At 74.9% G+C, this 25,771-nt stretch carries 21 protein-coding genes and 1 pseudogene; 9 read left to right on the top strand and 13 right to left on the bottom strand.

Going from position 1 to position 25,771, the window contains the following annotated elements; genetic code table 11:
- Positions 1-388: 388 nt before the first annotated feature.
- The 4 genes from J5Y04_RS38315 to J5Y04_RS38330 form a co-directional block, all read right to left on the bottom strand.
- A complete protein-coding gene (locus J5Y04_RS38315; protein WP_209417192.1) occupies positions 389-796 on the bottom strand; it encodes an NUDIX domain-containing protein in 408 nt (135 codons plus the stop codon).
- Positions 797-1,175: 379 nt separating this feature from the next.
- The gene (locus J5Y04_RS38320) at positions 1,176-2,696 is read right to left on the bottom strand and encodes a DUF4190 domain-containing protein (protein ID WP_209417163.1); all 1,521 of its coding nucleotides are present in this window, start codon (positions 2,694-2,696) and stop codon (positions 1,176-1,178) included.
- 294 nt (positions 2,697-2,990) lie between these two features.
- A complete protein-coding gene (locus tag J5Y04_RS38325; protein WP_209417164.1) occupies positions 2,991-3,809 on the bottom strand; it encodes a methyltransferase domain-containing protein in 819 nt (272 codons plus the stop codon).
- A gap of 154 nt (positions 3,810-3,963) precedes the next feature.
- Entirely contained in the window at positions 3,964-5,358 is a 1,395-nt protein-coding gene (locus J5Y04_RS38330) for a hypothetical protein (RefSeq protein WP_374106208.1), read from the bottom strand.
- A 170-nt stretch (positions 5,359-5,528) separates the two neighbouring features.
- Here J5Y04_RS38330 and J5Y04_RS42590 point away from each other — a divergent pair.
- Positions 5,529-6,667 (top strand): annotated as a pseudogene (locus J5Y04_RS42590) (dihydrofolate reductase family protein).
- 125 nt (positions 6,668-6,792) lie between these two features.
- On the top strand, positions 6,793-7,434 hold the full coding sequence (locus tag J5Y04_RS38345; RefSeq protein ID WP_209417194.1) for an HAD-IA family hydrolase: 642 nt from the start codon (positions 6,793-6,795) through the stop codon (positions 7,432-7,434).
- A gap of 117 nt (positions 7,435-7,551) precedes the next feature.
- Here J5Y04_RS38345 and J5Y04_RS38350 read toward each other — a convergent pair whose 3' ends face one another.
- Positions 7,552-8,901: a M20 family metallopeptidase gene (locus J5Y04_RS38350; RefSeq protein WP_209417167.1), complete on the bottom strand. Its 1,350-nt coding sequence runs from the start codon at positions 8,899-8,901 to the stop codon at positions 7,552-7,554.
- Positions 8,902-9,318: 417 nt separating this feature from the next.
- Here J5Y04_RS38350 and J5Y04_RS38355 point away from each other — a divergent pair, with 417 nt between their 5' ends.
- Positions 9,319-10,485, top strand: a complete 1,167-nt coding sequence (locus tag J5Y04_RS38355) for a serine hydrolase (RefSeq protein ID WP_209417168.1) — start codon at positions 9,319-9,321, stop codon at positions 10,483-10,485.
- A 112-nt stretch (positions 10,486-10,597) separates the two neighbouring features.
- Here the strand turns inward: J5Y04_RS38355 and J5Y04_RS38360 are convergent, their stop codons facing one another.
- The 3 genes from J5Y04_RS38360 to J5Y04_RS38370 form a co-directional block, all read right to left on the bottom strand.
- Entirely contained in the window at positions 10,598-13,480 is a 2,883-nt protein-coding gene (locus tag J5Y04_RS38360; protein ID WP_209417169.1) for an SCO7613 C-terminal domain-containing membrane protein, read from the bottom strand.
- Positions 13,481-13,668: 188 nt separating this feature from the next.
- Positions 13,669-14,742: a redox-regulated ATPase YchF gene (gene ychF, locus J5Y04_RS38365; RefSeq protein ID WP_209417170.1), complete on the bottom strand. Its 1,074-nt coding sequence runs from the start codon at positions 14,740-14,742 to the stop codon at positions 13,669-13,671.
- Positions 14,743-14,817: 75 nt separating this feature from the next.
- On the bottom strand, positions 14,818-15,210 hold the full coding sequence (locus J5Y04_RS38370; RefSeq protein ID WP_307853521.1) for a glyoxalase: 393 nt from the start codon (positions 15,208-15,210) through the stop codon (positions 14,818-14,820).
- Between the two features lie 265 nt (positions 15,211-15,475).
- On the opposite strand from J5Y04_RS38370, the gene J5Y04_RS38375 reads away from it, so the two are divergent.
- Positions 15,476-16,045, top strand: a complete 570-nt coding sequence (locus J5Y04_RS38375; protein ID WP_209417171.1) for a DUF6542 domain-containing protein — start codon at positions 15,476-15,478, stop codon at positions 16,043-16,045.
- Between the two features lie 55 nt (positions 16,046-16,100).
- Here J5Y04_RS38375 and ppgK read toward each other — a convergent pair whose 3' ends face one another.
- Both ppgK and J5Y04_RS38385 read right to left on the bottom strand, forming a co-directional pair.
- Complete coding sequence (gene ppgK / locus J5Y04_RS38380; RefSeq protein WP_209417172.1) at positions 16,101-16,847, bottom strand: polyphosphate--glucose phosphotransferase; 747 nt, start codon at positions 16,845-16,847, stop codon at positions 16,101-16,103.
- Positions 16,848-17,005: 158 nt separating this feature from the next.
- Positions 17,006-17,980 (bottom strand): 4-hydroxy-3-methylbut-2-enyl diphosphate reductase, encoded by a 975-nt coding sequence (locus J5Y04_RS38385; RefSeq protein WP_148643097.1) that lies wholly within the window; start codon positions 17,978-17,980, stop codon positions 17,006-17,008.
- 87 nt (positions 17,981-18,067) lie between these two features.
- Here J5Y04_RS38385 and J5Y04_RS38390 point away from each other — a divergent pair, with 87 nt between their 5' ends.
- The 4 genes from J5Y04_RS38390 to J5Y04_RS38405 all read left to right on the top strand — a co-directional run bounded on the left by J5Y04_RS38390 (position 18,068) and on the right by J5Y04_RS38405 (position 22,026).
- Complete coding sequence (locus J5Y04_RS38390) at positions 18,068-19,411, top strand: APC family permease (RefSeq protein ID WP_209417173.1); 1,344 nt, start codon at positions 18,068-18,070, stop codon at positions 19,409-19,411.
- A 67-nt stretch (positions 19,412-19,478) separates the two neighbouring features.
- The gene (xseA, locus tag J5Y04_RS38395; RefSeq protein ID WP_209417174.1) at positions 19,479-20,705 is read left to right on the top strand and encodes an exodeoxyribonuclease VII large subunit; all 1,227 of its coding nucleotides are present in this window, start codon (positions 19,479-19,481) and stop codon (positions 20,703-20,705) included.
- A gap of 298 nt (positions 20,706-21,003) precedes the next feature.
- Positions 21,004-21,255, top strand: coding sequence for an exodeoxyribonuclease VII small subunit (locus tag J5Y04_RS38400; RefSeq protein ID WP_148643100.1), 252 nt, complete (start codon positions 21,004-21,006; stop codon positions 21,253-21,255).
- A gap of 168 nt (positions 21,256-21,423) precedes the next feature.
- Positions 21,424-22,026, top strand: coding sequence for a malonic semialdehyde reductase (locus J5Y04_RS38405; RefSeq protein ID WP_209417175.1), 603 nt, complete (start codon positions 21,424-21,426; stop codon positions 22,024-22,026).
- Between the two features lie 70 nt (positions 22,027-22,096).
- On the opposite strand, the gene J5Y04_RS38410 is transcribed toward J5Y04_RS38405, so the two are convergent.
- A complete protein-coding gene (locus tag J5Y04_RS38410; RefSeq protein ID WP_307853522.1) occupies positions 22,097-22,651 on the bottom strand; it encodes a DUF4245 domain-containing protein in 555 nt (184 codons plus the stop codon).
- Between the two features lie 196 nt (positions 22,652-22,847).
- Here J5Y04_RS38410 and glpX point away from each other — a divergent pair, with 196 nt between their 5' ends.
- The gene (gene glpX / locus J5Y04_RS38415; protein WP_148643103.1) at positions 22,848-23,888 is read left to right on the top strand and encodes a class II fructose-bisphosphatase; all 1,041 of its coding nucleotides are present in this window, start codon (positions 22,848-22,850) and stop codon (positions 23,886-23,888) included.
- A 365-nt stretch (positions 23,889-24,253) separates the two neighbouring features.
- Here the strand turns inward: glpX and J5Y04_RS38420 are convergent, their stop codons facing one another.
- Both J5Y04_RS38420 and J5Y04_RS38425 read right to left on the bottom strand, forming a co-directional pair.
- Positions 24,254-24,634, bottom strand: coding sequence for a WhiB family transcriptional regulator (locus tag J5Y04_RS38420; protein ID WP_374106209.1), 381 nt, complete (start codon positions 24,632-24,634; stop codon positions 24,254-24,256).
- 271 nt (positions 24,635-24,905) lie between these two features.
- Entirely contained in the window at positions 24,906-25,643 is a 738-nt protein-coding gene (locus J5Y04_RS38425; protein ID WP_307853523.1) for a DUF1707 domain-containing protein, read from the bottom strand.
- Positions 25,644-25,771 lie beyond the last annotated feature (128 nt).

Consider the following 25,771-nt stretch of genomic DNA (forward strand, 5'->3'; position numbering starts at 1 on the left):
GCGGCTGCGGCTGGCCCGGGCGCGGGCCGCGGCGCAGCCGGGCGCGGGCGGCCGCGCTCCCCCCGCTGCCCGCGCGTCGCGCTCCCCCGCCGCCGTTACCGGTACTCGACACCGACGGGGCCTCCGGCTCTGGTCGGGATCGGCGGCGCCGGCTGGGGGCGGCTCACCGATGGTGACGAATAGTGCCGAAAAGTGACATACCCAGCACAACCCAGGCTATCCCGGCTTCCGCGTCGGCTTTTCCGATTGACCTACCCGGCGTATTGCGCGTCGCGGCCGCGACTGTTCCGCCTCCCGGGTCCGCGGTACGGACGGGCGGCGGAAGACGGCGGAGGGGCGCGCGCCAGGGAGCGGTGCGACGGTCACGGGCCAGGGGCCGGTGCGACGGTCAGGGGGCGGTGTGCGCCGCGTCGAGCAGCCGGGCGACGTCCGGGAGGACGGCCCGGTCGTGGTCCAGCCAGTCGACGTCGTCCAGCTCCTGCGGGCCGAGCCAGCGCAGCTCGTCGTGGTCCTCCAGCGGCCGGGGGTCGCCCGAGAGCAGCTCGGCCCCCCAGATGTGCAGCTCCAGGCCCGGCCGGACCAGCCACGCACCGGGCAGCCGCTCCACCGCCCGTGCCCGGACGCCCAGCTCCTCCAGCAGCTCCCGCTCCAGGGCCTGCTCCTCGGTCTCGCCGGGCTCGGCCTTGCCGCCCGGGAACTCCCAGCGCCCCGCCACCTCGGCCGGTGCGCTACGACGGGCGGCCAGCACCCGGCCACGGTGGACGAGGGCGCCGCCGACGACGATCCGGTTCTCCATGGCCCCGACCTTAGAACCCCCGGGCGCCCCGCCCTCCACCCAGTACAGCTGCTTGTGGCCGCGCGCCTCGAACTCGGCGGCCAGCCGCTCGGCCCCGGCCCGCTCCAGCCCGCCGGCGACCAGGAAGCGGTTGCCGTTGTCGTCCTGCCGCATCACCCGAAAGGTGTCCATGCCTGCGAGCGTAGGGGGTATCCGACGGGTGGCCGCGGGAACGCCCCCGGCCCGCGTGGGGGTCGGGCCGGGGGCGGCGTCCACCGGACGCTACGCCCGGCCCGCTACCGGCAGGTACGGGCCCTGTTAACGGCCGGTAAGACGTGACCGCCGGCGCCGGCCCCGCACCGGGGCCGGCGGGCCGGACAGGGCAGGCCCGGACAGGTGGTCAGGTCTGGATCTCGCCGACCTGCTCGCCGGTCGAGAGGCCGAGGCTGCGGCGGATCTCGACGGTCAGCTTGGCCGACCTGGTCACCAGCGTCTTCGCCCGCCGCACCTCGCGTTCGAGCGCGGTGTCGTCGGCCGACCTGGCCGCGGTGTCCCAGGCCGTGGCGGCCTCCCGCTGGGCGGCCGCCAGCTCGGCCACCTTGGCCTTGGCGCCCTCCGGCCAGAGTGTCGACCCCTTGGAGAGGTCCTCGGCCTCCTTGCGGGAGGCGTCCGCCATCTGCCGGGCCCACGCCGAGTACGCGGAGTGAGACTCGGCGATCTCGGTCTGCGGCTCGTTCCAGTACGCGTTGTTGAAGGCCCGGGCGGCCTCCAGGTAGGCGAGCTGGGCAGGGTTCAGGACGGCGCGGTCGGTCCGGACGCTGCCGCGGTGCTGGGCGTCGCGGTCCTCGTAGGTGCAGGTGACGTAGCGCTCGCCGGACTTCCAGTTGGCGCGGCTCGGGTAGAGGTAGACCTCGTCCATGCCGTCCGGCACGGCCCAGTAGTCGAGGGCGTACTCGTCGAGCACCGGGCCGCAGAGCGTGGCGGCGCGGTCGCGGACGTGGGTCTCGCCCGGGTAGGCCGGACCGTCGCTCTCCGGGATCCGGGCGGTGCCGGCCACCTCGCCGTGGTGCGGGAGCATGCACGGCACCTTCATCACCCAGAAGACCGTCTGGTCGACCTCCGAGGGGTCGGAGCCGGCCTGGTCCCCCGGCGGGTTGTAGCAGTCGCCGGACTTGAGCGAGGACCAGAGCACGGAGCCCGCCGGCGCCTTCGGGGTGCGGGCCGGCCGGTCGGCGGCGTCGTCGCGCGCCTCGACGCCGGCGACGAGCACGGCGATGACGCCGAACAGGACGGCGAGCGCCCCGAGCGAGCCGAGGACCAAGCCGGTCACGGCCATGCCGCGGCCGCGCTCGTTGCGCTTGTGGATCTGGACCAGCGCGACGATGCCGAAGGCGATGGCCAGCGGCCACATGCAGAACAGGCCGGTGACCAGCGAGGCGACGGCGAAGCCGTTGGTGGCCTCGGAGGCCGGCAGGTAGGGGTGTCCGGGCTGGAAACCGGACATCGAGCCGGGCGGGACGGCGGCCCAGCCCGTACCGGTGGGCGGAGGCCCGACGGGCGGCCCGAAGGCCGGGGGCACCGGGGGCACCGGGGCGCCGGCGGGCGCACCGGTCGCGATGGGGCCGGGGACGGCCCAGGGGTCGACGGGCTCGGCGAGCGGGACGGGCGGGGCGTCCGGGACCGGCGGGGCGTCCGCCGCGGGCGTGTCCCCGGCCGGGGCGGCGTCCGGGGCCGACGGGGCCGGGACCGGCGGCTCGGCGTCCGTTGCGGCCGGCTTGGTCAGCTCCACGCGGTCGGCCGGAGCAGCCTCCGGTGCGGGAGCGTCCGGTGCGGGGACGTCCGGTGCGGGGGCGTCCGCGGCCGGGACCCCCGTCACCGGAACGTCCGCCACCGGGCCACCGGCCGCGGGAACCTCCGTCACGGGAACGTCCAACGCGGGAACGTCCAACGCGGGAACGTCCAACGCGGGAACGTCCGACGCGGGACCATCCAACGCAGGAACGTCCGACGCGGGAACGGGCGGCGCGGGAACGGGCGCGTCGGGCTCGGGCTTGGACACGTGGACTCCCCCGCCCGCCGGTCACGGGCATCAGCTCTGCGGTTCGACTCGAACGTTCCGCAGGCGGAGCACACTGCTGCGATGGGAACGGACGCGCGACTTTACCCGATCTTGCCGAACACCCTCCCGTTCTTTTCCCTGCCCGCCGGCCCCTGCCTACCCGCGCGCCAGCACCTCCCCGTGCAGCATCGCGAACCAGCCGTCCTCCGCCTTCGCCCACTCCCGCCAGCCGCCCGCGATCCGCTCCAGCTCCGCCCGGTCCGCCAGCCCCTTCGCCACCGCCGTCCCGGCCGTGCTGGAGGCCACCGTCCGGTCGGCCCACATGCCGCCCCACCACTCCCGGCGCTCGGGCGTCGCGAACGTCCAAGTGCTGGACGAGGCGGTGACCTCGGTGAAGCCCGCTTCCCCGGCCCAGGACATCAGCCGCCGCCCGGCATCCGGCTCGCCGCCGTTGGCACGGGCGATCCGCCGGTACAGGTCCAGCCAGCGGTCCAGTTCGGGCACCTCCGGGTACCAGGTCATGCTCGCGTAGTCGACGTCCCGGGCCGCGACCACGCCACCCGGCGCCGTCACCCGGCGCATCTCCCGCAGCGCGGCCACCGGATCGCCCACGTGCTGCAGCACCTGGTGGGCGTGGACCACGTCGAACTCCCCGTCCGCGTAGGGCAGTCCGTGCACGTCGGCGACCTCGAAGACCACGTTGGACAGGCCCCGCGCGGCGGCGTGGCGGGCCGCCGCCTCCAGCACCTCGGCCGAGGTGTCCACGGCCACCACCCGCCCGGTGGGGCCGACCAGTTCGGCCAGGTCGGCGGTGATGGTGCCGGGGCCGCAGCCGACGTCCAGCACGGCCTGCCCGGGTCGCAGGTGGGGCACCAGGTAGGCGGCCGAGTCGGCGGCGGTGCGGGAGCGGTGCGAGCGCAGCACCGACTCCTGGTGGCCGTGCGTGTAGGCGGTGGCGGGCTGCGGTCCGGTCATGGCGTCCCCCTGAGGCGGTCTCGGTTCTCCGACGCCTCCGACGCTACTCCTCGTCCCGCATGACGAGAAGATTCGTCTCATATTTCGATCACTCCGAAATGCGCGGAAGCCCCCGGCCGGCCTGCGGTCGGGGACTTCCGCGCCGCTCCTGCGCCTAGTTGACGGTGAACCAGGTGGTGCGGGACTTCTTCCACTCCGGGTGGGTGAGGTCCTTGGCCGCGGTGCCGTCGCCGTACAGGTCGGCCGAGCCGTCGTCGGTGATCAGCTGCACCCGGGCGCCGGGGGCGGTGAGGTCCGGGACGTCCGGCACGGCCTCCCACCCGCCGGCGTCGCTGGTCGGCAGGTCCAGCACCTTGACCGGCTGCGAACCGGGCCGCCCGTCCCAGCGGTAGAGCGCGTACGGGTCGGAGTTGTCGTCCGCCGCCCAGGAGCCGGCCACGATCAGGTACTGGCCGAGCGCGTTGCGGCGCAGGTCGCGGACCGAGAGCCCGCCGAGGTCCAGCTCGATCGGGGCGCCGAACGCGGCGTGCACCGAACCGCCCGGCAGCGACGAGAAGTTGGTGACCGGCACGATCAGCGCCCGGCCGCCGGTGACCGCCGGGGCGAGCGGCGCGCGGAAGCCCACGTACGCGGTGGTGGAGCTGCCCGGCGCGAACTCCAGGCCCTCGACGTTGAACCCGTCGATCTGCTTGGGCACCTGGCCGTCCGCCGCGCCGGCCGCGAAGCCGTAGCGGTTGCCGTTGGCGCGGTCCCAGGCGATCAGGTCGTCGCGCAGGCCGGTGTACTTGCCGGCCGGCGTGAGCTGCGTGTCCGCGCCCGAGCCGCTGACGGTGGTGGCGAAGACGGTGTGCCGGTCGGGCTTGACCACGCCGTCCTTGCTGTTGCCCAGCGAACCGGTCCAGTAGACGGTGTTCCCGACCCGGGTGGCGCCCTCGATGTCGATCTCCTTGGAGACGCCGAGCGCCGAGCCGAAGTCCCAGGTGCGGACGGGCGCGCCCGAGGCGTTCCGGTCGTACAGCCGCAGCACGTTGGACTCGTCGTCGGCCACGAGGATGTGGCCGCCGCCCGCGTCCACCGCCGCCGAGGCATCGCTGGAGCCGGTCAGGTAGCGGCTCTCGGCCGCGAACCGGACGGCGGGCGAGGCCGCGTAGTGCAGCGTCTTCGTCGCGGTCCTGCCGCCCAGACCGGTGACCTTGACGGTGAGGTCGGTGTAGCCGACGCCCCGCGCGGCGACCGCGAGGGTGCGGGTGCCCGCGGTGCCCGTGACGGTGACGTCGCCGGTCCGGGCGACCGAGCTGCGGGTGGTCGCCGAGGCGGCCACCGTCAGCGCGGAGGCCGCCGCGCCGCTCTGCGAGACGGTGACGGTGACGGTCGGGTCACCGGTGGCGCCGACCGCGCCGGAGAGGTACCCGGCCGAGAGGGTGATCACGGGGGTTCCGTACGTCACGGCGGCGGCGGAGCCGGCGGGCAGCGCGAGGACCGGCAGTGCGGCGACGGCGACGGCGACGGCGACGGCCGGCGGCAGCAGACCGCGGGAGAGACGGGACACGGGGACGGCCCTTCGACGTGGGGGCGGTGCGAGGTCCGGACCAGGGTGGAGCCCCCCGGCGAACGCCGCCCCTCCGGGACCGGGCCACCGGACGAACAGCAGCCCTCGCGCGTCCGGCGCACACGGCCGGGCCGTACGGTGGACGGGCACCCGAGAGAACGGTTCCCACCATGCCCGGCCGCCGCCCCTTCGTCCTGTTGAGTGCCGCGATGTCACTCGACGGGCACCTCGACGACGCCTCCCCCGAGCGGCTGCTGCTCTCCAACCCGGCCGACTTCGACCGGGTGGACGAGGAGCGCGCCGCCAGCGACGCGATCCTGGTGGGCGGCAACACGCTGCGCGCGGACAACCCCCGGCTGCTGGTCAACGACCCCGCCCGGCGGGCCGCCCGGCTCGCCGCCGGCCGGCCCGAGTACCCGCTGAAGGTCACGCTCAGCGCGAGCGGCGCCCTCGACCGGTCGCTGCGCTTCTGGCACACCGGCGGCGACCGGCTCGCCTACTCCACGGACGCGGGCGCCGCCGCGCTGCGGCCCGCCCTGGACGGGCTGGCCGAGGTGGTGGCACTGGGTGCGGCGGTCGGGTTGGAGGCGGTGCTGGACGACCTCGGCGCCCGCGGGGTGCGCCGGCTGATGGTCGAGGGCGGCGGCAGCGTGCACACCCAGTTCCTCGCCCAGGGGCTGGCCGACGAACTCCAGCTGGCCGTCGCCCCGCTGCTGGTCGGTCAGGCGGACGCGCCCCGCTTCGTCCACCCGGCGGCCTTCCCCGGCGGCCCGGCCCGCCGGATGCGGCTGCTGGAGGCACGTACGGTGGGCGACGTCGTCCTGCTCAGGTACGCCCCGAAGGAGCCCGCCCCGTGACCACCGACCCGTCCGACCTCCGCTTCCTGCGGCGGGCCGTCGAGCTCTCCCGCCGCTGCCCGCCGTCCACGACCGCGTTCTCGGTCGGCGCGGTGATCGTCGGCGCGGACGGCGAGGTGCTCGCCGAGGGCTGGAGCCGGGAGACCGACCCGCACGACCACGCCGAGGAGGCGGCCCTGGCCAAGCTCCCGGCCGGCGACCCCCGGCTGCACGGCGCAACCGTCTACAGCTCGCTGGAGCCCTGCGGCCAGCGCGCCTCGCGGCCGCACCCCTGCGCCCGGCTGCTGGTCGCCGCGGGCGTCCCGCGCGTGGTGGTCGCCTGGAGCGAGCCGGCCACCTTCGTCGCCGAGACCCAGGGGACGGCGCTGCTGGAGGCGGCCGGGGTCGAGGTGGTGGAGCTGCCGGAGCTGGCCGCGCAGGCCCGCGCGGTCAACGCCCACCTGCTGGGCTGATCTTTTGTATCCTGACTGAACAATCGACTCGCACTCTCTGGGCCCCGCCCGCGAGGAGCCGCCCCATGCCCGCCGCCACCCCCGCGCTCGCCACCGCCTCCGGCCCCGCCACCCCCGGCCTGCCGATGACCACCCGCGCCCTCCTGCTGGACATGGACGGCACCCTGGTCAACTCCGACGCCGTCGTCGAACGCTGCTGGCGCCGCTGGGCCCGGGAGCACGGCCTCGACCCGGTCGAGGTGCTCCGCATCGCCCACGGCCGCCAGGGCCACACCACCATGGCCGTCCTGCTGCCCGGGCGCCCGGCCGACGTCAACCTCGCCGAGAACCGCCGCATGCTCGCCGAGGAGCGGGCCGACACCGAGGGCGTCGTACCCGTCCCCGGCGCCGCCGCGTTCCTCGCCGCGCTGGCCGGCCTCCCGCACGCCCTGGTCACCTCCGCCGACGAGCCGCTCGCCGAGGTCCGGATGGCCGCCGCCGGCCTCCCGCTCCCGCCGGTCCTGATCACCGCCGAATCGGTCGGCGCGGGCAAGCCCGACCCCGAGGGCTTCCTGAAGGGCGCGGCCGCCCTCGGCCTCTCCCCCGCCGACTGCCTCGCCTTCGAGGACTCCGAGGCCGGCATCGCCGCCGCCAAGGCCGCCGGCATCCCCGTCGTCGGCATCGGCCCCCGCGCCGCCGCCCACCACCCGACCGCACACGCCGCCACCCTGGAGGGCGTGACCGTCACGGCCGCCGGCGACGGCACCCTGACCGTCCGCATCGCCTGACGCCCGCCCGCGGGGCCGGCGCCCGGGCGCCGGCCCTGCGGAGCCCGGGTGCCGTCATCAGGCGCCCGGCATGCGGGAGTTCAAGCGCCCGGCCGACGGGAGCCCGGGGACGGGCCCCTAGCGACGGGTGCGGGTGGCGAGCCAGCCGGCCATCGCCCGGACACCGACGCCGATGGCCCGCTCGTCCGGGGCGAACGTCTCGTAGTGCGGGTAGCTCGTCTCGATCCCGCTGCCCGGCGTGCGGACCCCGAGGAAGGTGTAGGTCCCCGGGATGCGCTCCATGAACAGCGCGTAGTCCTCCCCGTTGAACGGGAAGGCGGCGTGGTTCACCGTCACCCCGCCGGAGCCGAGCGTCCGGCGCAGGTGCCGGGCCAGGGCGTTGGCGTCGTCCTCGGGGCAGACCAGGGCCGGGAACGGATCCCGCGGATACGTGACCACCGCCCCCGCGTACGACTGCGCCAGCTGGCGGATCCTCTCCCGGATCTCGACGTTGCGCTCCTGCGGCCAGCAGCGGAACTTCACGTCGAGCCTGACCCGGCCCTCGGCATCCGGGTCGTTGACCCTGCCCCCGGTCACCACGAACCGGGCCAGCGGCCCGTCCGGGGTCTGCACGTCCGCGACCATCTTCTCCAGGTCCGCGGGCCCCTGCGGCAGGGCGACCGTGCTGAGCCGGCCGATCTCGGCCTTCAGCCGGCCCGCCGCCGCGGTCGCGTCCGGCCCGGCCAGCGTGACGGCGGCCCAGTCCTGGCCCGGCAGCCCGCTGCCCGGCGTCACGGCGAACTGCCCCACCGGGTACGGCCCGCAGTGCAGGGCGTGGATCTCCTCGGCGCCGGTGGTCTCCAGCACCCCGTCGTCGATCATCGCCCGGGCGCCCACCAGGCCTTCCTCGCCCGGCTGGAAGAAGAACACGACCGTGCCGCTCAACCGGTGCCGCAGCTGCGCCAGCGTCTGGGCGACGCCGACGCCCACCGTGGTGTGGAGGTCGTGCCCGCAGGCGTGCGCCGGCGGCTGGTTCGGCGCCGGAGGACCCGGCACCTTGGGCACGATCCCGTCACCGGGCACCGCGTCCATGTCGGCCCGGTACGCCACCGTCCGCCCGGGGCGCGAGCCCCTCAGCACCGCGACCACCCCGGTGCCGGGCACCTCCTTGCCGTCCTTCACCGTGCGGCCCACCCCGGTGGTCACGTCGAGGCCCGCGGCGCGCAGCCGCGCGGCCACCGCGGCCGCGGTGTACGTCTCCGTCCCCGTCGTCTCCGGGTGCTGGTGGAGGTCGCGCCGCAGCGCGATCAGGTCGCCGTCGAGCCGGGCGGCGACGGCGTCGACCGCGGCCTGGTCGATCGGGTTGCGCCGACGCTCCGAGTCCGCCGCGGCGGCGGTGCCGGACGCCAGGACGGCGCCGACCCCGGCCGCCGCGGTGCCGCCCAGGAGTGTGCGGCGGCTCAGGGCAGGCCTGTTCGGACGAGTCATGAAATTCCCCCTGTGATCGCGCGGAGTACGCGCCCGCGCATCGCTGCGACGGGCGGCGGAGATACGGACGGCCACCGGCCGGGGTGACGACGCCGGCGTGGTCACGGCCGTGCGCCCGCCCCCGAGTCGATGATCGACAGCCAGCGACATGGTCACACGGATTGATCAACTCGCCTACGGTGCAGGAGAAGTAAGAGACGACATTCCGATTTCCACCCGCCACCGGGGCGGCCGGCGGCCGGCGACACCCGCGCCCCGGCCACCCGCTCCGGCCTGGATCATCAGGGCCACCCCTGACGGAACCATGACCCCGCATCAGGGGGAAACCAGGCCCGCGGCGCCCCCTTCCATGATCCTCGGGCGGCCCCCGGTGCCCTACGTTGGTGCCGTACCGACAACGACCACGGGGGGTCCCAGATGAACCGCAAGTCCGCGGCACTCGCAGCGCTCATAGCCGCCGCCGTCCTCGTCCCCGCCGCCGCACCGGCCGTCGCCGCGCCGCTCGGCGGCTCCGCCGTCGCGCAGGGCCGCCCCGCCGACCGGGCCGCCGACCGGGCCGAGCTCCAGCAGGCACTCGACGCGGCGGTGGCCGGCGGGGCTCCCGGCGCGATCGCCGAGGTCCGGGACGAGCGCGGCACCTGGCAGGGCGTCAGCGGCTACGCCGACCTGGCCGGCCGGCAGCGCCCGCAGGCCTCGGACAGGTTCCGCGCCGGCAGCGTGACCAAGAGCTTCACCTCCACCGTGGTGCTCCAGCTGGTGGCCGAGGGCCGGATCGGGCTGGACGACCCGATCGAGCGCCACCTTCCCGGCCTGCTGCCGAACGGCGACCACATCACCGTCCGCCAGCTGCTCAACCACACCGCCGGGCTCACCGACTTCATCGAGCTGCTGCTGGCCGATCCCGGCGCCGTGCAGGCCGCCCAGCACACCACCTACACCCCGGAGCAGCTGATCGGCCTGGCCGTGCAGCACGGCCCGAAGTTCGCGCCGGGCACTTCCTGGGGCTACTCCAACACCAACTACTTCGTCCTCGGCCTGCTGGTCGAGCACACCACCGGCCGCCCCCTGAGCCAGGAGATCACCCGGCGGATCCTGCACCCGCTGCACCTGAGGAACACGTCGCTGCCCGGCTCCGACCGGCTCCCCGGCCCGCAGCTGCACGGCTACGAGTGGCTCGCCGGACCGGGCGCCGCGCCGGTCGACCTCACCACCTTCAACCCCTCCGTCTACTGGGCGGCCGGCGGGATCGTCTCCACCGCCTCCGACCTGAACCGGTTCTACCGGGCCCTGTTCGGCGGCGAGCTGCTGCCGCCGGAGCAGCTGCGCGCGATGCAGGAGATGCAGCAGACCGACCGGGACGACCACCGCACCTACGGGCTCGGCCTGGAGGCCCGCCCCGCCTGCGCGGACGGCAGCCGCGTGGTCGGCCACACCGGCAGCGTCGCCGGCTACACGACCTTCAGCTTCACCTCGAAGGACGGACGCCGGCAGCTCACCCTGGCCGTCAACGCCAGCGTCACCCTTCCCGCGGCGGCCGGCGACGCGATGAACCGCCTCGTCACCACCGCCCTCTGCGACCGCTGAGCCGACCGCACCCTCCGCACCGCACCCTCCGCACGAGGCCGGCGGGCCGGGACGGCAGCACCTGCTCCGTCCCGGCCCGTCCGCCGTTCGTCCCGTGGGCGGGGAGTCCCCGTCAGCCCAGCCGGCCGAGCGCCGCCCGCAGGCGGCGGGCGTCCCGCAGCCGCTGCTCGTACGTCGCCCCCAGGGCGAGCAGCAGGAGTCCGACGGCGGCCAGCGGCACCCAGCGCGGCACCAGGCCGAGCACCTGGACGACCGTGGGCGCCAACTCGTGCACTCCGACGAGCAGCAGCACCGCACCGCCCAGCAGCAGCGGGCCCTGCAACCGGTGCCTGACCCCCAGCACGGTCACCAGGGCGGCCGCGCCGCCCAGCAGCAGCGGACGCAGCCAGTTCCCGTCGGCCCAGACCGCGACCAGGCTGGGCGCCAGTCCGAGCACCAGCCCCGGACCGTACGCCGCCCAGGAGTTGGCACCGGCATCACGCCGGCGCCGGAGCACGCCGAGCACCAGGGCCGCCGCCGACACCGTCAGACTGTAGGCCTCGGGCGTCCGCACGTCCCAGAGCGCCAGCCGCAGCCAGGAGGCGGCGATCAGCAGGACGACCGCCGTGACGGTGGCCGCCCGACGGCGGTCGGCACGCAGCGCGACCCCGAGCCCGGCCACCCCGGCCACGGTCAGCACGAGGGCGAGCCGCTCGGGGTGGCCGGCTGTCAGCGTGCAGGCGACGGCCGCCAGGAGGTAGCCGGTGCCCTCGACCGCCCGGGAGACCTGTCGCGGTGAGATCCGGGCCGCGACCGGGGCCGAGCCGACGGCGACCGCGAGCAGGGCGAGCACGATGTCGGGGAGCGCGAGCCCCGCCGTCGCCCCGGCGGCCACCGCCTCGCCGCCCAGCGCCAGCACGGCGCAGACCGCCGTGACGTCGGCCCGCAGCCCGCCTGCCGTAGTGGCGCGCGCCGCCCCCGCCGCCGGGGTGCGGGCCGTGATCCATGCCGAGATGCGGGCCGAGATCCTGGTCGATGCCAGGGTCACCGTCAGGGCCGTGGCGAGGACGGCGCCGAGGGCGAGCACGAGGATCGTGGCCGGGCGGTCGGCGAGCGCCCAGAGCAGGGCGAGGGCGGCGGCCACCACCAGCGCGGCCGGTCCGGCCGGCCTGGCCGGGCGGAGCACCGCACACCCGGCGGCGGCGACGGCCAGCGCGGCAGCGGTGCCGGCCGCCGCGCCGTACGGCAGCCCGAACGCCACCGGCAGCAGGGCCAGCCCGGGGACGGCGGCCACCGCGAGGACCGGGTCCGTCCAGGCCGGCGGCCCCTCCGGCCGGGCCGTGGCCCCGGGCGCCCCGGGCCGCTCGGACTTCGCGGGCTGCACGGGGTGCTCAGGCTTGACGGACCGCTCAGGGTGCTCGGGCCGCTCGGACTGCACGGACTGCTCGGGCCTCACGGGCCGGAGGACCTCGGCGTCGAGCGCCCGGAGGGCGGCGAGGGTCCCGATCAGCAGCCAGTAGCCGGTCAGCCCGGCCGCCGGGACCTTCCAGGCCCAGGCGGGTGCGGCCGGGGCCGGGGTTGCCCAGGCCCCGGCGAGGTGCGCGAGCGGCTCGAAGAGGGCGGGCACCAGCCGGGTGAGCGGCAGGAACGAGCCGGCCAGCAGGACCAGCCCCGCCGCCCGGAACAGTCCGGTCGGGACGACGCCCGGGGTGCCCGCTCCCGGCCCACCGGACGGACGCCCGCCCCGCGGGGAGAGCGCCGCGCCCGCGCCGACGGCGAGCAGCGCGGCCGGCACCATGTAGCCGACCGCACACCAGTCGGCCGGCAGGAGCGCGCCGAGCGGTCCCCCCGCGGCCGCCAGGACGGCCGCCCCGGCCACAGCGGCCGCCAGCCCCCGGGCGCCGACGGTCAGCCCGGCGATCCCGGGCCCCGGGTACGGCCGCGCCACGGCCAGCGCCACCAGCGCGAGTACGCCGAGCGGAAGCCAGGCCCAGACCGGCGCCATCGTCCCGCCGTCCACGGCGGCCGCCGTCCGGCGCACCACGGCCACCAGCGACGCCTCCACGGCGAGCGCGCCGCCCGCCAGGCCCCACAACGCGGCGATCGCGCCGGCCGGCGGCAACAGCCCGTCGAGACGGAGCCGGCCGCGCAGCCCGTCGCGGGCGGACGCCCAGCGGAGCACCCCGTAGTCCGCGGCCGTCGTGGCGGCCAGCGCGGTGGCGTTGCCGAGGAGACCGCCCAGCCCGACCGCGTGGACGGCGAGCAGCGCGGGCAGCCGGCCGAGCAGGAAGCCCGCCACCAGCGGCGCCCGCATCCGCGTCGCACCGCCGTACACCGCCGAACCGGCGGCGACCAGGGCGGTGCACGCCGCCCAGTAGCCGGGCGCCCCGACGGCGCCCGCGCCGGCCAGGCCCCCGGCGCGCATGGCGTAGCAGTCCAGCAGCACCAGGACGAGTCCGATGGTGGCGAAGGTCTCCGCGGTGGCCGCGAGTCCCCTGCGGCGCAGCGGGAGCGGCGCGGCGAGGGCGCATCCGGTCAGCGCGAACAGAACGGCGGCGCGGCCGCCGATCCCCAGGTGGCCCCAGCTGACGACGGTGAACACCAGCGCGGCGACCACCACGAGGGCGCCGCCGAGCACCAGCAGCGCAGTCTGCGCGGACCGCCCGGAGACCTCGGCCTGCCGCCCGCCCTGCGGGCCGGCCCACACCGACCCGGACCCCGGCACGGGCGCCGGGTCCGGGGCGTACCTGAGCGCGCGGAGTGCGACGAGCAGTTCCTCCCGCTGGGCCAGCAACTGCCCCCGACGCTCCTCGACCGCCGCCAGGCCCTGCTCGACCCGCCAGAGCCGCGCCGCGACGTCACCGCGCAGCGGCAACCGGCACGAGAGGCACCGCGCAGGCGGCCGCTCGCCGAGCTCGGCCCCGCAGTCGGGGCAGCGGGACGCCCCGCCGGGCTCCCAGGGGCGTGACGACCCGTCACCGGGCGGTGCGGGGCGGTCCGAAGGCTGGCTCTCCATGCCACGGAGTCTGCCGAGCGGCACCCGCCGCGCACATGAGTACACGTACTCATCTGCCCCGCCGCCCGGCCCGGGGGCGCTCCGAGTTCGGGCCCGCACGGAAAGAGGCCGGGGCCCGCCCCGGAAGGGGCGGGCCCCGGCCCACCTGCACACCTGACAGGTCGATCCGACCCGGCGCGGCCGGACGCTCACACGTTGAAGCGGAACTCCACCACGTCGCCGTCCTGCATGACGTACTCCTTGCCCTCGATGCGGGCCTTGCCCTTCGAGCGGGCCTCGGCGATGGAGCCGGTCTCGACCAGGTCGGCGAAGGAGATGACCTCGGCCTTGATGAAGCCCTTCTGGAAGTCGGTGTGGATCACACCGGCCGCCTCGGGGGCGGTGGCGCCCTTCTTGATGGTCCAGGCGCGGGTTTCCTTCGGACCGGCCGTGAGGTAGGTCTGCAGGCCGAGGGTGTTGAAGCCGACGCGGGCGAGGGTGGCGAGACCGGGCTCGTCCTGGCCCATCGACTGGAGCAGCTCCAGGGCCTCGGCGTCGTCCAGCTCGATCAGCTCGGACTCGATCTTGGCGTTGAGGAAGATCGCCTCGGCCGGGGCGACCAGCTCGCGCTGGGCGTTCTTGAAGTCCTCGTCGCCCAGCTCGTCCTCGTCCACGTTGAAGACGTAGAGGAAGGGCTTGGCGGTCAGCAGGTGCAGCTCGCGAATCGGGGCGGTGTCGAAGCCGGCCTCGAAGAGGGTCTTGCCGGTCTCCAGGACCGCCTGGGCGGCCTCGGCGGCGGCCAGGACGGGGGCGGTGTCCTTCTTCAGGCGCGCCTCCTTCTGGAGCCGGGGCAGCACCTTCTCGATGGTCTGGAGGTCGGCCAGGATCAGCTCGGTGTGGATGGTCTCGATGTCGTCCTTGGGCGACACCTTGCCGTCCACGTGCACCACGTCCGGGTCGGTGAAGGCGCGCACGACCTGGCAGATCGCGTCCGACTCGCGGATGTTGGCGAGGAACTTGTTGCCCAGGCCCTCGCCCTCGCTGGCGCCGCGCACGATGCCCGCGATGTCGACGAAGTCGACGGTGGCCGGGAGGATGCGCTGCGAGCCGAAGATCTCGGCCAGCTTGGCCAGCCGCTCGTCCGGGACGCCGACGACGCCGACGTTCGGCTCGATGGTGGCGAACGGGTAGTTGGCCGCCAGCACGTCGTTCTTGGTCAGGGCGTTGAACAGGGTCGACTTGCCGACGTTCGGCAGGCCGACGATTCCGATCGTGAGCGACATGAAGCGCAGTCCCGTGGGCTTGGAGGAGTTGGGTCGGCACCGTGCGGGCCGATCGCCCAGTCTACGGGCAGCCGGTCAGACGTCGGCGTCCGCCGGTAGCGGCTCCAGGAACTCCAGGCGGTTGCCGAGGCCGTCACTGGAGTGGAAGCGGCGGTGGCCGGGCAGGTTGTCGTCCCAGACGACCTCGTGACCACGGGCGGCCAGCCGCTCGGCGAGCGCGTCCAGCGCCTGCACCTGGATGCCCGGGTGCCCCTTGCGGGAGGGCCGGAACTCCGGCACCACGCCCAGGTGCACCTCGACCCCGCCGCCGCGGAACCAGCAGCCGCCGCGGGCGGCCAGCACCGGGGGCTTGGCCAGCTCCGTCATGCCGAGCACGCCGTGCCAGACAGCGCGGCAGTCGTCCTCCGCGCCGGCCGGGATGTCGAGCTGGACGTGGTGCAGCCGTTCGAAGGCGAATTCCCTGGTCACGCGTCCCCCTGAAGTGGTCGGGCAATGATCACACCAGTACTCCGTTCGAAGACACGGTTCAAGGCCCGGGGGGCCATTACACAGTGTGGCGATGATCGGACCGTACGTTGGGCGGGTGGAGCAGAGCATCCGAACCCAGCCGCCAGGGCCCAGACGCCGTCCGCCGAACGGCGCGGCCGGGGCCGCCGTCCCCGGGCCCGGGCGGGCCCCCGAGACCACCGGGGCGGCCGGAGACCCCGCGGCCCCCGCCTCCCGGCTACGCCCCGTGGCCGGCACGCCCGACCGCGCCCGCCCCGGCGGGGCCCGGTCCCGGCTGCGCCTGTCGTTCGGTCCGCACCCCGGCGACCGGACCGGGGAACGGGCGGGCGGGCGCACCGACGGACAGGGGGCCGAACGCACCGGCGCCCGCGGTGACGGCCGCCCGAACGGCCGCCTCTACGGGCGCCGGCGCACCGGACGGCCGACCCGGCTGACCGCGGTCGGCACCGGCGTGGCCGCCCTGGTCGCCACCGTCGCGGTGGCCGGCCTGGACCGGCTGGTCTTCGGCGGGCTCGGGGTGCTGTTCGGCATCGGCTACCTGGTGGTCTGCTTCCAGCTGGCCGTCCGGGTCCGCTTCGCCGACCTGCTGGCCGCGCCGATCAGCGGGCCCATCGCCTTCGCCGTCTCGCTGCTGATGCTCGGCCCGGTCGCCTCCTCGGGGGTGACCGCGCACGTGGTGGCGCTGGCGACGGGCCTGGCCCTGCGGGCGGGCTGGCTGTTCTCCGGCACCGGTCTGGCGGCCGTGATCGTCCTCGCCCGGTTCGTGGCCCAGCGCCGGATCCACCGGGCCCGCTGACGGGGGCGCCCGACCGCCACCCCCGTCAGCACGACCGGCCGGGCGGTGCGAAGGGTCAGGCGCAGGCGCGCGCCGCCGCCATGGCCGCCCCGACGATCCCCGCGTCGTTGCGCAGCTCCGCGGGGACGACCCTGGCCCCGCGCTCGCGCAGCAGCGGCATGAACTTCTCGTGCTTGCGGCTCACCCCTCCGCCGATCACGATCAGCTGCGGCGAGAACAGCATCTCCACCAGGTCGAGGTACTCGTCGACCCGGCCCGCCCACTGCTCCCAGTTCAGCCCGTGCCGCTCCTTGGCCGCCGAGGAGGCACGCCGCTCGGCGTCCTTGCCGCGCAGTTCCAGGTGGCCCAGTTCGGTGTTGGGCACCAGCACGCCGTCCACGAAGAGGGCGCTGCCGATCCCGGTGCCGAAGGTGAGGACCAGCACCACGCCCGCCTGGTCGCGCCCGGCGCCGTGGGTGAGCTCGGCGTAGCCGGCCGCGTCGGCGTCGTTGAGGACGGTGGCCGGCAGGTCGAGCGCCTCGCGGAACAGGCCGGCGGCGTCCAGGCCGATCCAGCCCTTGTCGACGTTGGCCGCGGTTCTGGTCTGCCCGTTCACCACCACACCGGGGAAGGTCAGCCCGACCGGGCCCCGGTGGCCGAACTGCCTGACCACCTCCCGGACCGCGGCGACCACGGCCTCCGGTGCGGACGGCCGCGGGGTGAGGACCTTGTGCCGCTCCTGGGCGAGCACGCCCCGGCCGAGGTCGACGGGGGCGCCCTTGATGCCCGAACCGCCGATGTCCACACCGAATACCGCCGTCATGACGACCGCCCTCCGCCGCAACCCGAAGCCGTTCGCGCACGGGCCGGGGTTTTCCACAGCCTGTGCACACCTGGGCACAAAACTACGAGAGCCCACCCGGCCGCGCACAGCGGAGAGCCCGGCACCCACAGGGCGCCGGGCTCTCCGGAGGGTCGGGTCTACAGCTTGCCGGCGGCCTCGGACCGCAGGTCGCGGCGGAGCTCCTTGGGCAGCGAGAAGGTCAGGTGTTCCTCGGCGGTCTTGACGGTCGACACGTCGCCGTAGCCGCGGGCGGCCAGCCAGTCCAGGACGCCCTCGACCAGGATCTCCGGCACCGAGGCGCCGCTGGTGAGGCCGACCGTGGTGACGCCCTCCAGCCAGGACTCCTGGATCTCCTCGGCGAAGTCCACCAGGTGGGCGGCCTTGGCGCCGTACTCCAGGCCGACCTCGACCAGGCGGACGGAGTTGGAGGAGTTCTTCGAGCCGACCACGATCAGCAGGTCCGTCTCGGGCGCCATCTGCTTGACGGCGACCTGGCGGTTCTGGGTGGCGTAGCAGATGTCGTCGCTGGGCGGGCTGACCAGCAGCGGGAAGCGCTTCTTCAGCTCGCCGACGGTGGCCATGGTCTCGTCCACCGAGAGCGTGGTCTGGGAGAGCCAGACGACCTTGGACTCGTCGCGGACCTCCACGTTGGCGACGTCCTCGGCGCCGTCCACCAGGTGGATCCGGTCCGGGGCCTCGCCCATGGTGCCGACGACCTCCTCGTGGCCCTCGTGGCCCACCAGCAGGATGTCGAAGCCCTCGTCGGCGAAGCGGACGGCCTCCTTGTGCACCTTGGTGACCAGCGGGCAGGTGGCGTCGATGGTGGCGAGCTTGCCGGCCTTGGCCTCGTCGTGGACGGACGGCGCGACGCCGTGCGCGGAGAACACCACGATCGAACCCTCCGGCACCTCCTCCGTCTCGTCGACGAAGATCGCGCCCTGCTTCTCCAGGGTCTGCACCACGTACTTGTTGTGGACGATCTGCTTGCGGACGTAGATCGGCGCCCCGTACTGCTCCAGGGCCTTCTCCACGGCGATCACGGCGCGGTCGACGCCCGCGCAGTAGCCCCGGGGGGCGGCGAGCAGGACACGGCGCTGCGCGGTGTTGGACATGGCTCCATCGTACGGGCGGAGGCGAGCCGCGCCGACGGGCGCCGCGTTCGGACCGGAAACGGCCGCCGATGCTCAAATGTGGAGGTTATGAGCGAGCGAGTCGAAACGGGCGGCCTGCGGCGCAGCCTGGGTGTCCGCGACCTGATGGTGTACGGGCTGCTGTTCATCGCCCCGATGGCACCGGTCGGCGTGTTCGGCGTGCTGGACGCCAAGAGCCACGGCGCGGTGGCCGCGGTCTACCTGGTGGCGACCGTCGCGATGGGCTTCACCGCCTTCTCGTACGCCCAGATGGTGCGGGCGGTGCCGCAGACCGGCTCGGTGTTCGCGTACGCGCGGGCCGGCCTGGGCGAGGCGCCCGGGTTCATCGCCGGCTGGATGGTGATGCTCGACTACCTGCTGATCCCGGCGGTGGCGTACCTGTTCTCCGGCATCGCGCTGCACTCGCTGGTGCCGGACGTGTCCCGCTGGGTGTGGACGGCGCTGGCCGTCGTGGTGACCACCGCGCTCAACCTGGCCGGGGTGCGGACGGCGGCGGTGGCCGGCCTCGCCGTGCTGGTGATGGAGGTCGCGGTGCTCGCGGTGTTCCTGGTGGCGGCCACGGTGGTGCTGGTCCGGGACGGCGCGCAGCGCGGCTGGGACACGCCGCTCACCGCGGTCGGCGGCTTCTCGCTGACCGCGGTGGTCTCCGCGGTCTCGGTGGCGGTGCTCTCCTACCTGGGCTTCGACGCGATCGCGACCTTCGTGGAGGAGGCGGTCGGCGCCTCGGCGGCGGTGGCCCGGGCCCTGCTCTGGTGCCTGGTGCTGGCCGGCGTCCTGTTCGTGGCGCAGACCTACCTGGCGGCGCTGCTGGAGCCGGCCACCCCGCAGCAGCTGGCCGCGGACCCGGCCGCCCAGGGCTCGGCCTTCTACGACACGGTGGAGAGCGGTGTCGGGCACTGGCTGCACGTCCTGGTCGCCACGAGCAAGGCGGTCGGCGCGGCGTTCGCGGCCCTGGCCGGGCAGGCGGCGGCCGGGCGGCTGGTCTACGCGATGGGCCGGGACGGGCGGCTGCCGCGGGCCCTCGGCACGGTGGACCCGGCCACCGCGGTGCCGCGCCGGGCGCTGCTGGTGGCGGCGGTGATCACGATGGGGGCGGCGGTCTGGGCGGCCAACCGGGACGACGGCCTGGACCAGCTGACCTCGGTGGTGAACGTCGGCGCGCTGACCGGCTTCGCCCTGCTGCAGGCCTCGGTCATCGGCTGGTACGCGGTGAAGCACGGCTCGCGGGACTGGCTGCGGCACGTGGTGGTGCCGGTGCTGGGCATCGCGGTGATCGGGGCGGTGGTCTACGAGGCCTCCCGGACGGCGCAGATCACGGGCGCCGTCTGGCTGGGCGTGGGGCTCCTCGTCCTCGTCGTGCAGGGCACCTCCGCCGTGGGAATCCGCCGGTAGGGCGACGGCGCCGGGGAGCGCGGCCGCGGGTCTGGCGGTGTCGGCGCGCGCCGCTAGCCTCGTACGCATGGCCAACACCAGCTCCCCCGAAGCCCCGCTCCCGGTCGGCAAGGTCTCCGCCCTGATCGGCGGCTGGATCGACCGGCTCGGCGCGGTCTGGGTGGAGGGGCAGATCACCCAGCTGAGCCGGCGTCCGGGCGCGGGCGTGGTGTTCCTGACGCTGCGCGACCCGCAGGCCGACGTCTCGCTGACGGTCACGTGCTTCCGCTCGGTCTTCGACCAGGTCGCGGACGTGGTGCAGGAGGGCTCGCGGGTCGTCGTGCACGCCAAGCCGGAGTGGTACGCGGCACGCGGCCAGCTCTCGCTGCGGGCGGCGGAGATCCGGCTGGTCGGGCTGGGCGAGCTGCTGGCCCGGCTGGAGCAGCTGAAGCGGCGGCTCGCCGGGGAGGGCCTGTTCGCGGCCGACCGGAAGCGGCCGCTGCCGTTCCTGCCGCAGTGCGTCGGGCTGGTCACCGGGCGCGGCTCGGCGGCCGAGCGGGACGTCCTGGAGAACGCCCGGCGGCGCTGGCCCGCCGTCCGCTTCGAGGTGCGCAACGTGCCCGTGCAGGGCGTCAGCGCGGTCGAGCGGGTGAGCGCGGCGGTGCGGGAGCTGGACGAGCACCCCGAGGTCGACGTGATCATCGTGGCCCGCGGCGGCGGCAGCGTCGAGGACCTGCTGCCGTTCTCGGACGAGGGGCTGGTGCGGCTGGTCGCGGCGGCCCGGACGCCGGTGGTCAGCGCGATCGGCCACGAGCCCGACCAGCCGCTGCTGGACTTCGTCGCCGACCTGCGCGCCTCCACCCCGACCGACGCCGCCAAACGGGTGGTCCCGGACGTCGGCGAGGAGCTGGCCAAGGTCCGGAACCTGCGGGACCGGGCCCGGCGGCACGTCCTCGGCCGGGTCGACCGGGAACAGCACGGGCTGGACGGCGTCCGCAGCCGCCCGGCGCTCGCCGTGCCGCACCGGATGCTGGACGGGCGCGGCCAGGAGGTGGCGGCCCTGCTGGAGCGGGCCCGGCGCACCCTCGGGCACCGGCTGGACCACGCGCAGAGCGACCTCGGGCACACCCTGGCCCGGGTGGTCGCGCTCTCCCCGTCGGCCACCCTGGAGCGCGGCTACGCGGTGCTCCAGCGGGCCGACGGCACCGTGGTGACCGACCCGGCACAGGTGGCGGCCGGCGACGCGCTGCACGCCCGGGTGGCGGGCGGCGGCTTCGGCGTGACGGTGGCCGGGGCTCAGGACCCGGACCGGTAGGAGCTCCGGCACGCGGTGGGAGCGCCGGCGGCCGAGCTTCCCGCCGCCCTTGCCGGGGTGCGGGGCGATCCGCCCGGCGGGCGGCCGGCTGTTGGTGCCAGCCCCTACGCTGGCTCCCGTGGCTCCTCCACCCCGTGGACGGGGCGGCTTCCCACCCGGCTCCGGAGAGCCTCGTGACGGCCGGGCCCTGACCGCGGCCCGAGGGCGGGGTCATGGCCTGACGCGCCGTTCCACGGCCCCGGGGGCGAACGATGCTTTTCCTCGCGACCTGAAGGCGCGGCCCACCGTAAGGAGAGAAATGGCAGATCAGCAGGAGGAACAGGCCGTTCCCGCAACGCCGGACGACGCGCTGGGGTACGAGCACGCCCGGGACGCGCTGCTGGAGGTGGTCCGGCAGCTGGAGAACGGCGGCACGTCGCTGGAGGAGTCGCTGGCGCTCTGGGAGCGCGGTGAGCAGCTGGCGAAGGTCTGCCAGCGCTGGCTGGACGGCGCCCGGGCCCGGCTGGACGCCGCGCTGGCGGCCGAGGAGGACGGGCCCGCCGGCGAGTAGAGCGGGCCGGCGGGCGCCGGACGGGCGGGTCGGGCGCCGGACGAGTGGTGCACATCACATTTCCGCAGGGAACAGTTGAATGTTCACACATGTTGGGAACCTGTGATCGGCCCCGGCCGGTCGTCCAGACGAACCCCGTCCCGAATGACGCATGAGGTGCAGACAAGCATGACCACCGACGCCCTGGTACTCGACGCCGCCGCTCAGGACCTGCTCTTCCGCGAGGCCCGCACCGCCAACACCTTCACCGACGAGCCGGTCTCCGACGAGCAGATCCAGGCCATCTACGACCTGGTCAAGTTCGGCCCGACCGCCTTCAACCAGCAGCCGCTGCGCGTCGTCCTGGTCCGCTCCGCCGAGGGCCGCGAGCGCCTCGTGCAGCACATGGCGGACGGCAACAAGGCCAAGACCGCCGCCGCCCCGCTGGTCGCCATCCTGGCCGTGGACAACGAGTTCCACGAGGAGCTGCCGACCCAGCTGCCGCACTTCCCGCAGGCCAAGGACATGTTCTTCACCGAGCGCCCGGTCCGCGAGGCCTCCGCGTCGATGAACGGCGCCCTCCAGGCCGGCTACTTCATCATCGGCGTGCGCGCCGCCGGCCTGGCCGCCGGCCCGATGACCGGCTACGACGCCGCCGCCATCAACAAGGAGTTCTTCGGCGACGGCGAGCACTCGGTGCTGGCCGTGGTCAACATCGGCAAGCCGGGCGAGGACGCCTGGTTCCCGCGTTCGCCGCGCCTGGCCTACGACGAGGTCGTCACCACCGTCTGATGCGGTGACGCGTGCAGAAGGGCCCCGCACCGGTTCCGTCCGGTGCGGGGCCCTTCTCGTACGTCCGGGGCTACTTGAGGGCCTGCGCCAGCTCGGCCAGCTCCTCGTAGGAGGCGGTGCCGGTGAGCACCGTGGTGGCGCCGCCGGACTGGATCGTGAGGGCGCGCTCCTTGGGGCCCCGGAGGCGCTCCCAGGACTGCCCGGCCACCTCGGAGGTGCCGTCCGGCTTGCCGCCGGCCACCGTCGCGTCGAGCAGGATGTCGCGGGCGACGTCACTCTGCTCGATGGCCGCGTACTGGCCGGCCGGGGTCACGAAGCCCAGGTGCCAGGCATTGCCCTTGCCCTTGCCCAGCGACGCCGGGTCGTAGGTCACCGAGGTGGCCCGCCACTTGTCGGAGAGGCCCTCCGGGACGAGCAGGGTGTACGGCGCGGCGCGCTTCGCCGAGGCCGCGGCCACCCGGTACTCCTTCGTGTGGACCCCGTCACCGCTCGCGTCGTGCGGCAGGAACAGGTACCCGATCCAGACCACGGCGCCGACCGCCAGCATCGACAGGACCATGTCCCGTACCGTCTGCCGGCCCCTCATGCCTCTGCTCTCTCCAGCCACCCCCACATGGTGACTCATCCGGTCCCGGCCACCGACACCCGGGGTGGCCACGTACGGGTGAACGGGGGCAAAGCCGATGTTTCCGGCAGGGGCGGCGACCCGCGCCACAGACAGTCATCTCGTGGGCAGATACGATCGCAGGACCCTCACCACGGCGTTCGACCTGGCAGTAGTCGGGCGCTCACTGGCCGTCGCGTACAGAGAGGTAACGACGATGACCACGCAGTACCCGCACAACCTCCCCAGCGCCCTGGAGGTCGCGCCCGAGGCTCCCGACCGGAACCTCGCGCTCGAACTCGTCCGGGTCACCGAGGCCGCCGCCATGGCGGCCGGCCGCTGGGTCGGCCGTGGCGACAAGAACGGCGCCGACGGCGCCGCCGTCAAGGCCATGCGCACGCTCGTCTCCACCGTCTCCATGAACGGTGTCGTCGTCATCGGCGAGGGCGAGAAGGACGAAGCCCCGATGCTCTACAACGGCGAGCGGGTCGGCGACGGCACGGGCGCCGAGTGCGACGTCGCGGTGGACCCGGTCGACGGGACCACCCTGACCGCCAAGGGCATGAACAACGCCGTCGCGGTGCTCGCCGTGGCCGACCGCGGCACCATGTTCGACCCCAGCGCGGTCTTCTACATGGACAAGCTCGTCGCCGGCCCGGAGGCCGCCGAGTTCGTCGACATCACCGCCCCGGCCGCCGTGAACATCCGCCGCGTCGCCAAGGCCAAGGGCAGCGCCGTGGAGGACGTCACCGTCGTCATCCTGGACCGCCCGCGCCACGAGGGCCTGGTCAAGGAGATCCGCGAGGCCGGCGCCCGGATCAAGTTCATCTCCGACGGCGACGTCGCCGGCGCCATCATGGCCGCCCGCGAGGGCACCGGCGTCGACCTGCTGATGGGCGTCGGCGGCACCCCCGAGGGCATCATCGCCGCCTGCGCGATGAAGTGCATGGGCGGCGTCATCCAGGGCCGCCTCTGGCCCAAGGACGAGGCCGAGCGCCAGAAGGCCCTCGACGCCGGCCACGACCTGGACCGCGTCCTCACCACCGACGACCTGGTCAGCGGCGAGAACGTGTTCTTCGTCGCCACCGGCATCACCGACGGCGAGCTGCTGCGCGGCGTCCACTACCGCCAGGAGACCGCCACCACCAGCTCGCTGGTCATGCGCTCCAAGAGCGGCACGATCCGGGAGATCCACTCCACCCACAAGCTGTCCAAGCTGCGGGCCTACAGCGCGATCGACTTCGACCGCGCCAACTGACCCCGGACGCACCCGCGACGGCCGCGCCCGCGGCCTCGGCGAAATCCCCCTTCGCCGAGGCCGCGGGCGTTCGTGCACGCGGACGTTGGCACACGCAGGTGCTGGTGCGGGTGGGTGCAGGCAGTGGCGGGTGCTGCTGCGGGCGGGTACCGGTACGGATATTGAGGTGCGGCGGGGGCCGACCCGTACCGGGGCAGAGCTGCGCGGGCGCCGGCATGCGGGGGCAGCGGCGCGCGCGGGCGCCGAGTGGCTGCGGGCGCCGAGGTGATTGCGGACCCCCGCTCAACGGCCGGTGCCCAGCGCCCCGCGCCCGGCCCGCCCGAACCTGCCCGACGTGCCCGGCCCGTTCAGCCCGCTCGGCCCGTTCAGCCCGCTATCCGGCGCGGGCGGGCCGCCTCCCGCAGCTCCGTCTCCCGGCGCCGCCTGCGGGCCAGCACCACCCGGCGCTCGGCCGCCGTCAGTCCGCCCCACACGCCGTACGGCTCCGGCTGCGCGAGCGCGTGCTCCCGGCACTCCAGCAGCACCGGGCAGCGCGCACAGACCTGCTTCGCCTGTTCCTCGCGCGAAAGCCGGGCCGCCGTGGGCTCCTTGGAAGGCGCGAAGAACAGCCCCACCTCGTCCCTCCGGCAGGCCGCGCCGGTGTGCCAGGGATCGTCGTCGCCCTGCGGCTGGGCGCCGGGCCGGCGCTCCAGCACCTGCGCGGCGGCAAGGGGCGATGTGGGGCGGGACTCGATCGGATGCAGCACGGCCGTACTCCTGACGAGGCTCTCGGACACGGGGAATTTCGCACCCCTGCCCGGCTGCGAGCCCCCGCTCTTCACCCCCCGAGCCGGCCTCAGGCCGCCTCCGGTGCACAGCCGTAACAAGAAGCGATGTGCGAGAGGAACTACCCCGCCGGACCGCGATTCATGCACACTGCACGCAATCGACTACAGAGTGCACCCGGCGCAACGACGAGTGCCCGGGCGGGAGTTGCTCCCACCCGGGCACACTTCCGGCCTCCGGGGCCGGCCCGGCCTACTCGGTGCCGAGCTGCTTGCGCACCCATTCCTTGAGCTTCTTGCCCTTGCGCGGCCGCGCCTCGCAACCGCCGAACACCGCCATGCCCTTGACCCGGACGACCGGCGCGTACGGGTCGGCGGCGATCCGCTCCTTGACGTCGAAACCGCCGAAGATGCCGACACCGCCGCCGATCAGGCTGACGTTCTCCGGCACCCTGATCTCGACCCCGCCGAAGATCGACACCACGTCGATGACCACCTCCGGCGACTCGAAGACGGCATCGGTCAGGTCGATCTCGATCCCGCCGAACGCCGCCACCGCCCGCAGCTGCGAGCCGACCCGCCAGCGGCCCTTGCGGGCGGCGGCCCCGAAGATCGCGACCATGGTCGGCGCCTCGTGCCGGGCCGGCAGCCGCACCGGACCGTCCGGGCGCCCGCCCGGCTCACCCAGCGGGGTCTTCTCGAAGGAGATCGACCGGTGCGCCGGCAGGTCCCTGGTCAGCGGCGCGAGGTCGCCCAGCGTCTTGGCCCCGTACGCGGCCCCGATCCGCTCGGAGTGCTCCTCCGCGTCCAGCCGGCCCTCGGCGTAGGCGTCGCGCAGCAGCTCCGCCACCCGCTCGCGGTCGGCGTCCGAGGCCCTCATCTCGGCCTCCGGCACCGGGGCGTGGTCGGCACGGGCGGGCCGCTTCGCCTCCGGCTTGGTCATCGGTACGGGCGGCTGCCCCTGGTCGTCCCTCGACGGCGTGTTGTCCACGGGGCCAAGCCTAGCCACCGGGGCGGCCCCCACACACGTGTCCGAGTGACGCCGGTCACGCAGGCCGACCTGTCCGCGTGCGACGTTTCGCCGGGTCCTACCCTTGAGGGTGCTTCGCCGACGCAGCC

It is taken from the genome of Kitasatospora sp. RG8 (assembly GCF_017813315.1).
Lineage (GTDB): Bacteria > Actinomycetota > Actinomycetes > Streptomycetales > Streptomycetaceae > Kitasatospora.

What these genes read in the sequence shown, in the direction of transcription:
- J5Y04_RS38355 (WP_209417168.1), top strand. Translation starts at nt 9,319, where the DNA reads ATGAACCGCAAGTCCGCGGCACTCGCAGCGCTCATAGCCGCCGCCGTC.
- J5Y04_RS38400 (WP_148643100.1), top strand. Translation starts at nt 21,004, where the DNA reads ATGGCAGATCAGCAGGAGGAACAGGCCGTTCCCGCAACGCCGGACGAC.
- ppgK (WP_209417172.1), bottom strand. Translation starts at nt 16,847, where the DNA reads ATGACGGCGGTATTCGGTGTGGACATCGGCGGTTCGGGCATCAAGGGC.
- J5Y04_RS38350 (WP_209417167.1), bottom strand. Translation starts at nt 8,901, where the DNA reads ATGACTCGTCCGAACAGGCCTGCCCTGAGCCGCCGCACACTCCTGGGC.
- J5Y04_RS38405 (WP_209417175.1), top strand. Translation starts at nt 21,424, where the DNA reads ATGACCACCGACGCCCTGGTACTCGACGCCGCCGCTCAGGACCTGCTC.
- ychF (WP_209417170.1), bottom strand. Translation starts at nt 14,742, where the DNA reads ATGTCGCTCACGATCGGAATCGTCGGCCTGCCGAACGTCGGCAAGTCG.
- glpX (WP_148643103.1), top strand. Translation starts at nt 22,848, where the DNA reads ATGACCACGCAGTACCCGCACAACCTCCCCAGCGCCCTGGAGGTCGCG.
- xseA (WP_209417174.1), top strand. Translation starts at nt 19,479, where the DNA reads ATGGCCAACACCAGCTCCCCCGAAGCCCCGCTCCCGGTCGGCAAGGTC.
- J5Y04_RS38325 (WP_209417164.1), bottom strand. Translation starts at nt 3,809, where the DNA reads ATGACCGGACCGCAGCCCGCCACCGCCTACACGCACGGCCACCAGGAG.
- J5Y04_RS38410 (WP_307853522.1), bottom strand. Translation starts at nt 22,651, where the DNA reads ATGAGTCACCATGTGGGGGTGGCTGGAGAGAGCAGAGGCATGAGGGGC.
- J5Y04_RS38385 (WP_148643097.1), bottom strand. Translation starts at nt 17,980, where the DNA reads ATGTCCAACACCGCGCAGCGCCGTGTCCTGCTCGCCGCCCCCCGGGGC.
- J5Y04_RS38390 (WP_209417173.1), top strand. Translation starts at nt 18,068, where the DNA reads ATGAGCGAGCGAGTCGAAACGGGCGGCCTGCGGCGCAGCCTGGGTGTC.
- J5Y04_RS38360 (WP_209417169.1), bottom strand. Translation starts at nt 13,480, where the DNA reads ATGGAGAGCCAGCCTTCGGACCGCCCCGCACCGCCCGGTGACGGGTCG.
- J5Y04_RS38315 (WP_209417192.1), bottom strand. Translation starts at nt 796, where the DNA reads ATGGAGAACCGGATCGTCGTCGGCGGCGCCCTCGTCCACCGTGGCCGG.
- J5Y04_RS38345 (WP_209417194.1), top strand. Translation starts at nt 6,793, where the DNA reads ATGACCACCCGCGCCCTCCTGCTGGACATGGACGGCACCCTGGTCAAC.